The 7768-nt window shown below is 72.3% G+C and carries 8 protein-coding genes; 5 read left to right on the top strand and 3 right to left on the bottom strand.

Features of this window, described 5'->3' with window-relative positions:
* Positions 1 to 22 precede the first annotated feature (22 nt).
* The gene (locus ACFRIC_RS14870) at positions 23 to 727 is read right to left on the bottom strand and encodes a hypothetical protein (RefSeq protein WP_382784720.1); all 705 of its coding nucleotides are present in this window, start codon (positions 725 to 727) and stop codon (positions 23 to 25) included.
* A 36-nt stretch (positions 728 to 763) separates the two neighbouring features.
* Positions 764 to 1906, bottom strand: a complete 1143-nt coding sequence (locus ACFRIC_RS14865) for a winged helix DNA-binding domain-containing protein (protein ID WP_382784717.1) — start codon at positions 1904 to 1906, stop codon at positions 764 to 766.
* 193 nt (positions 1907 to 2099) lie between these two features.
* Between ACFRIC_RS14865 and ACFRIC_RS14860 the strand changes: the two genes are divergently transcribed.
* From ACFRIC_RS14860 to ACFRIC_RS14840, 5 genes are all read left to right on the top strand, one after another.
* Positions 2100 to 2861: a hypothetical protein gene (locus tag ACFRIC_RS14860; protein ID WP_382784715.1), complete on the top strand. Its 762-nt coding sequence runs from the start codon at positions 2100 to 2102 to the stop codon at positions 2859 to 2861.
* Between the two features lie 184 nt (positions 2862 to 3045).
* Entirely contained in the window at positions 3046 to 3861 is an 816-nt protein-coding gene (locus ACFRIC_RS14855; RefSeq protein WP_382784712.1) for a DUF4239 domain-containing protein, read from the top strand.
* A gap of 272 nt (positions 3862 to 4133) precedes the next feature.
* The gene (locus ACFRIC_RS14850) at positions 4134 to 5399 is read left to right on the top strand and encodes a DNA gyrase subunit B (RefSeq protein WP_382784709.1); all 1266 of its coding nucleotides are present in this window, start codon (positions 4134 to 4136) and stop codon (positions 5397 to 5399) included.
* A 69-nt stretch (positions 5400 to 5468) separates the two neighbouring features.
* Entirely contained in the window at positions 5469 to 5786 is a 318-nt protein-coding gene (locus ACFRIC_RS14845) for a DUF6221 family protein (protein WP_382784706.1), read from the top strand.
* Positions 5787 to 5832: 46 nt separating this feature from the next.
* Positions 5833 to 6750: an aminoglycoside phosphotransferase family protein gene (locus ACFRIC_RS14840; protein ID WP_382784701.1), complete on the top strand. Its 918-nt coding sequence runs from the start codon at positions 5833 to 5835 to the stop codon at positions 6748 to 6750.
* On the opposite strand, the gene ACFRIC_RS14835 is transcribed toward ACFRIC_RS14840, so the two are convergent.
* Positions 6728 to 7633, bottom strand: a complete 906-nt coding sequence (locus ACFRIC_RS14835; RefSeq protein ID WP_382784698.1) for a hypothetical protein — start codon at positions 7631 to 7633, stop codon at positions 6728 to 6730. The genes ACFRIC_RS14840 and ACFRIC_RS14835 overlap by 23 nt on opposite strands.
* Positions 7634 to 7768: the final 135 nt, after the last annotated feature.

The following is a 7768-nucleotide window of genomic DNA, read 5'->3' as shown; positions in this document are numbered from 1 at the left end:
CGCGGCAACAGCGTCGTACGAATCACTGGTTCACGGTCGGGTCCACGACCCGCAGGAACCTGTCGGCGTCGTCGGGTTCCGCCAGGCGGCCCAACTCCAGCCAGGAGCCGTCGCTGAAGTGGAGCCGGAACGTGGCGAATCCCCGGGGCTGGCCTGCCTCGCCCTCCACCCGGACTTCGGAGTACGGGTACTCCATGACGATCCGGAAGTCGTCCGCCTTCGTCGGCGACAGCCTGCGCCGAGGCGATGCCGCCACGCAGACGCGGTCGCTGGTCAGCATCACCAAACGCTTCGGATTGGGCGACTGCGTGTACCAGCCCAGGAGCAGCCGGCCCGCGGTCAGGTTCCAGTCGCCGTCAAAAACCCCGTTGGTCGGGTCCTCCCCGCGGCCGCGGCCCCCTCCCGACTCTCGTCCGTCAACGGCCCTACGGTCGGCCGCTGTTGAGCGGCCTCCCGCGCCCCGCCCGGACCGCGGCTCCGATCGCGTCCCGCCAAGCCTGTCACCGAGTCGGTCGATCAGCATCATCGGAACGACCACGAAGAAGAACGCGACGGCCCCGACGTACAGCAGCCAGTGGTGCCCCGGCTTGAGCCGGCCCTTGCCCGCGGCCCGGTGGACGTCCGCGGGCGGCTTCGGGATCCCCTTGTGGATCTCGCACCAGACCACAGCCGTCGGGTCCTCCCCCACTATCGCCCGCACCCGCCGCTGAACCTTGCGCTTCGCCATACGAGAGATCCTAGGAGGCCCTGATGCGGGCCCGGTTCACTCGCCCTTGACCGTCCTGCTCTCGACGCCCGGGATCCCCTTGTCCCACCAGTGGTTGTAGCGGCTGTACGGGGCCGGGTCCCGGTCCGCGAGCAGGACCGCCAGCTTCCGCGCCTCCTCGGTCAGGCCGCGCCAGGCCGCCTTGTCGAGCTTGCGGAAAGCGGTCAGTTCCAGGCCGTTGTCCGCCGCGCGCCACACCCCGGCGACCTGACCGTCGACGAGCAGGGCCGGCAGGACGTCGCCGTTGCGCCGGACGACGAGCGGCCGGTACTCCTGCGGCATCAGGCGCCCCGGGAGGGCGTGGGCCAGCAGCGTGCTGTCCCACATCGGCAGCAGCCTGGGCGGCGCGGGGGTGTCCTCGGCGGGGACGGTGGCGCCCGCCAGGTCGAACAGTGCGGCGCGGGCCGGCCCGGGAACGCGCACCACCTGGTCGCCGAGCTCGCTCAGCGCCTGGGTGATCACGGGCCGCCCCAGCAGGGTGAAGCGTGCGAAGTCCGGTGCCGACGCCGGTCCGAACGCCCCGAGGTAGGAGAGCAGGAGCCGCCGTACGCCCGCCGCGGCGTCCTTCGCCTCGTCGGCCGGGTCGACGGCCGAGGCGAGATAGGTGTTCGGCAGCTTGAAGGACCACGGACCGCCGATCGGGGTGTGCTGGATCGGCGCGTACGTCCTCAGGGCCCACCACAGGCGGCGCGCGTCGCCGCCGAGGCTCTCGGTGAACTCGGCCTCCACGTCGGCTCCGGTGCGGGGGCGGGCCAGGAACTCGGCGAGCCGCGGAAGCAGCGTGTCGGCGTCCTCCTCGCTCAGCTCGGTCGAGGTGTAGCGGCGGTCGTACAGCCGTGACGCCCGCAGGCTCCGGACCATGGCGGCGTGGTACGGCGCGTAGTCGTCGGCGTGGACGGCGTGCAGGGTGATCCGCATGAGGGTCGCCTTCACGATCCGCCGGTCCGTGAACGCCGCGTCGAGATCCTCGGGCACGAAGCCCTCCACGCGGTTCCACAGAGCCAGGTAGGGCGAAGCGGGCGCCTGGGCCTGGACGGCGCAGACCCGGCGGACCGCCTCCGCCACGTCGAGGCGCCTGCGCTCCAGGAGGAGCTGCCGGTCCAGGGTCGCCAGGGTGAGCTGCCGCGCGGTGAGGGTCACGCCCGGATTATCCCGCCCGGTCGGCGTCGGCGGCACCGATCCGGGTCGCGAACCGCCGCGTGACATGCGGAGGCCTCAGGAACCCCGCAGAAGCACCGCACACCATCCCTGACAGAACGTCAGGGTCCGTTCAGGGTCGAGGCGGGGGCGTCACCGATGGCGGTCGCCCGGTCGTGGCCAGCAGGCTGTGGTCATGTTGAACACGACGCCCGATGGCCGCCGTCCGTCCCTCCCCCGCCGCGCCGCGCTCGCCCTCGCCGGGGCCGCCGCCCTGACGGGGCTCGCGGGGGCGTACACCCCGAGCTTCGCCTCCGCGGAACCGGGTTCCGCCACCCCGCCGATCGCCACCGACTTCAGCGACTGCCCCGCCCTTCCGGCCGGGGCCGACCCGGCTCTGTGGCGGTGCGAAGTCCACACCGCGGCGCCCCGGTTGACGTTGGGGAAGGTCGAGGTGACGCTCGCTCCGATCACCATGACGCACGCCGAGGGGCCGATGCCCGACGGCTCCAAGGCGCAGGTCTGGGGCGCGATGCACAGCGTTCCCACCGCCGTTCCGGGCGGGCTCACCGGCACCGCCGCGGGTGGGCGCGCACGACAGCTCCGCCTGGCCGTCGAGCCGGAGTACGGGGGCCGATCCGACTTCTACACCGGGCAGTTCAGCCTGCGCTTCCGGCTGTCGAGCCCGCTGCTGCCGCACGGCTGCACCGTAGGGGCGAGCACGCCGGTCGACTTCCAGCTCAAGCGGTCGGGCCCCTCCAAGTGGGTCTCCCAGGATCCGCCGGTCATCGAGTTCTCTGCCTACGACGACACCTTCACCGCTCCCGCGGCCGAACACTGCGGGCCCCTGGCAGGGCCGCTCAACCGCCGGCTGGGGCTGCCCGCGCCGAGCGGGAACCTGATGACGTACGACGCGTCCTACACGTTCCGGATGTACGACCAACTGCCCGCCGCGTAGGGCCGGGAGCCGACGGCCCCGCGCGGACGGGGGCCGAACCACCCCACGCGAAGGGGGAGCCACGGTCACCGAGCGCGGAGGGGCCACGTGTCGACGCGCGCCGGCTCGACGATCTCTCACTCGGTGGTGTGAACTTGCCGGTCGCACCCGTAGCGACTGATCAACTCCGTGCGTTTGGGCAGGCGTGTCCGCTCTGGAATCCCCGCACGTCTCGCTCTGGCTGCTCAACCACTACAGCACCTTCACGCTGACCGTCGTCATCGTCGGGGGAACCGTCCTCCTCGCTGTCGGCGGCAGCGTGCTGCTGCGCCGCAGGTACCCCTCGGTGGCCCGCGGCGAACACAACGAGATGGTCGGGGTGACGCTCGGCATGTTCGGCGCGATCTACGGGATCATCCTCGCCTTCGTCATCGTCACGCTCTGGACCCAACTGGAGGACACCCAGACCATCGTCGCCTCCGAGGCCACCGACGCGGCGCTCATCACCCGGGACGCCGCCGCGTTCCCGGCGCCGGTCCGCGCTCGGCTCGACGCCACGATGGACCGATACGTCCACGCGGTCGTCGAGGACCAGTGGCCCCGGATGCGCGAGGGAAACCCCAGCTACGGAGCAACGGAGACCCACCTCCGGTCCGCCTTCGAGACACTCCAGCGATACGACCCGAAGAGCCAGAGCGAGCAGGTCTTCTACGAGGAGGCCGTCAACCATCTCAACGACGTCGCCTCCCAGCGCCGCGCCCGCATCACCATGGCGCGCCAGGAACTCCCCCCGCTCCTCCAGGTCCTGGCCTTCGGCGGCGCACTCGTCCTGGTCCCGCTGACGTTCCTGTACGGCATGCGCAAGCTGCGGGTCCAGATCCTCTTCGTCGCCTCGGTCGCGGGACTCGTCGGCTTCAGCCTGCTCCTGGTCTTCGTCCTGGACCGCCCGTTCGCCGGCGAACTCAGCGTGACCCCGGCCCCGTTCAGAGAGGGCGCTCTCGCCCAGTACTGGGCCCGGTGAGGCGACTCCGTGGGCACGAGGTGCTGAACAGCGCCCGCCGTACGCCGAGTTCTACAAATAGAGGCCTTGGCGTTGCCTCGAACGGTGCCGTCCACGGCCTCGACGGGGTCGCCGACGCGGCGCGACGGCCCTCCGCCGGCCTGGGGCCCACCGCCGCCCCACAGGCCCGCACCGACCGATCCGAGGCCTCGCGACAAGGCCTCTGACCTGGCCTTTCGCGGAATTTCGCGTACCGTGACGAGCTCTGCCGGACACCATCTCAGGGGGTCTTCATGAGCCACGAAACCACCGGAACCGACACGGCTCGCCTTCGGTTCCTGGAAGGGTTCGAGTCGGTGCGGAAGCGGCCGGGTATGTACGTCGGGTCGACCGGTGAACGCGGCCTGCGTCACCTGGTGTTCGGTGTCGTGGAACGCGCGGTCGACGAGGCTCTCGCCGGTCAGGGCGAGCACATCGACGTCACCCTCATGGAAGACGGCGGCATCCGGGTGGCCGATTCCGGCCCGGGCATCGCCGTGGAGGCGGCCGGTCACACCGACGGCCCCGGCCTGGAAGACATGCTGACCCGCCTGCACACCGCCGCGCGCGGCCTTCGCGGGCGTCGCACCATGGCCCTGAGCCCGTTGCGCACCGAACCGTCCGTGGTCAACGCGCTGTCGAGCCGGCTGACGGTCGAAGTGCGCCGTGAGGACGGACGTTGGGTCCAGGAGTACAGACGCGGCGTCGCCGTCTCCCCGCCCACCGCGACGGGGGTGACGACCGGAGGCGGGACGACCGGAGGCGGGACGACCGGAGGCGGGACGACCGGAAGCGGGACGACCGGAAGCGGGACCACCATCACCTTCTGGCCCGACGCCGACCTCTTCGAGACCACGCGGCCCTCCTTCGGTGACCTGGCGATCCGCTTCCGTGAAGTGGCCGCTCTGAACCGGGGCTTGAGTCTCTCGCTCACCGACGAGTCCGACCGGGACGAGCCCCGGTCCGCGTCGTTCCGGTTCCCGGACGAGGAGCGGGACCTGGTCGCCGTCCTCGGCATGGAGACGGGGCCGCGCGTGCACCCGGACGTCATCGCCTTCGAGGAGGAGGACGCCCGGATGGCGGGTACGGTCGAGGTGTCCCTGAGGTGGTGCGACTCCCCCGGATCAACGGTCCGGAGCTTCGCCAACAGCATCCGCACCTACGAGGGCGGCACTCACGAAGCGGGCCTGCGTGACGGGGTGACCGCCGCCGTCGACGCATACGCCCGCGAGCATCTCCTGCTGGCGGCCAGTGATCCCCGACCGGCCTTCGAGGACGTCGGCGAGGGCCTGACTGCCGTCGTGTCCGTCAAGCTGGACGCCCCCGAGTTCTACGGAGCCACCCGGACTCGTCTGGGCGGCGACGGCGACGCGGTACACCCCGACGTACGAGACACGGGCGCCGTACACGCCTGCGTCCGGGACGCTGTCCAGGCGCACCTCGGCACATGGCTGGAGCGACACCCGGAACAGGCCGCGGCCGTCATCGCCCGGATCGTCGAGAGCCCACACCAGGCCTGAGCGACAGCGCCCCCGGCTCTGGACCGCAGGGCTTCACGCGTCACGCGGCCATCCGCCACGATGACGGTCATGAATGACGACCTCATCCGGTTCGTACGGAGCAAGCTCGACGAGGACGAGCACAACACCGTGACACTCACCTCCCTCGCGCCCGCCGGCACCGACGTGACGCTCGACAGCACGATCCCCATGCTCGACATGGTGCGCGCCGTCACGGACCTCTACGCGTCCGTCGCACACGTCGACAGGCCGGCCGGAGCCGCCGACACCGAGGCCTTCGAAGCAGGTCGGGCAGCCGGCCTCGAAGCAGCGGTCAGGCTCCTCGCGCAGGCCTACCACGACGCTCCCGAATACCGAGACGAATGGCGTCCCGAAGCCTGCCCGTAAGACCGGCGCGGCCCTGCCTCCCCGCACCCCAACTACCGTTGCCCGCATGACCTTCACCGAGTCGGACATCACGGAGGACTTGATCCGGGCGCTGCTGCGCGAGCAGCGGCCCGGTCTGGCGGGTCTTCCGCTGAAGCTCGGCGCGCTCGGCTGGGACAATCAGGTGTGGCGGCTCGGTGACGACCTCGCCGTGCGGTTGCCCTGGGCGACAGGGTCCGCGGACGCGCTGCTGCGCAAGGAGCACGCCTGGGTACCCCTCCTCGCCCCGCGCCTTCCGCTGCCGGTGCCCGTCCCGCAGTACCTCGGTGAGCCCGGCGAACTGTTCCCCCGGCCCTGGCTGGTCACCACCTGGGTGCCCGGCGAGCCGGCCGACCGCGCCCCGGCGACACGCCCCGTGGAGGCCGCCGTCGCCCTGGCCGCGTTCCTGACGGCCCTGCATCGGCCCGCTCCCGAGGGGGCCCCGACGGGCCGGGACCGCGGGGGCCCGTTGGCCGATACCGCGGAACCCTTCGCCAGGGCGCTCGCCTCGGCCACCGAACTCGGGCTGGTCCACGACCCGGCCGCCGTCCGCGCGGTCTGGGAGGACGCGGCCGCCGCACCCGACTGGGCCGGCCCGCGTCTCTGGCTCCACGGCGACCTGCACCCGGCCAACGTCGTGACGACGAACGGCGTCCTGTCCGGCGTCATCGACTTCGGCGACCTCTTGGCCGGCGATCCCGCCTTCGACCTCGCCGCCGCGTGGATCCTGCTGCCGGACGGAGCCGTCGACCGCTTCCACGAGGCCTACGAACCGAGCCCGGACCCCGCGACCCTCCGCCGCGCCCGTGGCTGGGCGGTGCTGCGGGCTCTCGCCTGCCTTCACATCGCCGACGCGGGCGTCCGCGGGCTCCCCGGAGGCAAGCCAGGTTGGGGCCCGCCCGCCCAGGCCTCCCTGCGACGCCTCACCGCCCGGCCGCGGGGCTGAGCAGGTCCTGGTACGGCTTGGACTGGAACTGCAGGGGCGGAGCCATGTCGCCGAAGGACGCGCCGAACTCGCCCGGTGCGTCCGCCAGTTCGCGCCGCAGCCGCTCCGCCCTCTCGTCGCCGCCGAGGCCGGGAGCGAGGGCCGCGCAGACGCGTACGCCCGGGTGCGGGTCGGTGAGCCAGGGCCGCGTGTCGCCGCCGAGACGGCCGATGGCGATCAAGAGAGTCGCCACCTCGTACGAGGATGCGGCGGACCGGGCCATCGACGTCAACCGGGCCCGCAGGGAAGGGCGTTGTGCCGCAACCGCAGGGTGTGCGGCCAGCGACCCGACCGCCGCGGCGGCACACGTTCTGCGATGGACACGTTCCGAGGCCAGGTGCGGCAACATGCGCGGCAGGAGCATGGGCACGAGGTCGAAGCAGGCGAGCGCCGCCCGGTCGAGGACGAGTTCGCCCCGGCCCGTGCCGTCCCGCCACATGCGGGCCCGCGCGTCGGCATCGGCCGCGAGATAGGCGTCGGTCCAGGCCCGCAGCTCCGCCGCACGCCCCTCCGTCCGGGCACGGATCCGCGGCGCCCGTTCGCCGAGGTCGGCCGCGACGCCGACCGCGTACAGGTAGGCGAGCATCGCGTCCGGCGTGGAGGGGTCGTCGGCGCCCAGGCGCGGATCGTCCAGGAGTTCGGCGACCAGCAGCGCGGTGGGCGCCGTCGCGGGCCAGGCCTTGCCCTCCCGGCGGAGCGTCGTCGACCACAGGTGCGTGTACCCGTCGACGAACGCGGCCGCGTCGTCGGCGAGGAGTGCGGACAGGCGGCGCGGGGTGTCGGAGGCCCGCCCCTCGGCATGGAAGAGCCCGGACCAGTGCACGTCTTCCAGGTGATCGGCCACGGTGGGATGGTGTCACACCGTCGCGACCGGCCCGCTTCGGCCGGCCACGACGTACGGAAAACTCGGATGCGGTTCCCGCACGGTCCTCCCTATGCTGCACGCGCGCGGAGCGCAGCGCGTCCAATCGACCGTCAG

Source organism: Streptomyces sp. NPDC056738 (genome assembly GCF_042790435.1).
Taxonomy (GTDB): domain Bacteria; phylum Actinomycetota; class Actinomycetes; order Streptomycetales; family Streptomycetaceae; genus Streptomyces.
The sequence above is the reverse complement of the archived record's forward strand: the minus strand, read 5'-3'. Positions and strand labels throughout refer to the sequence as shown.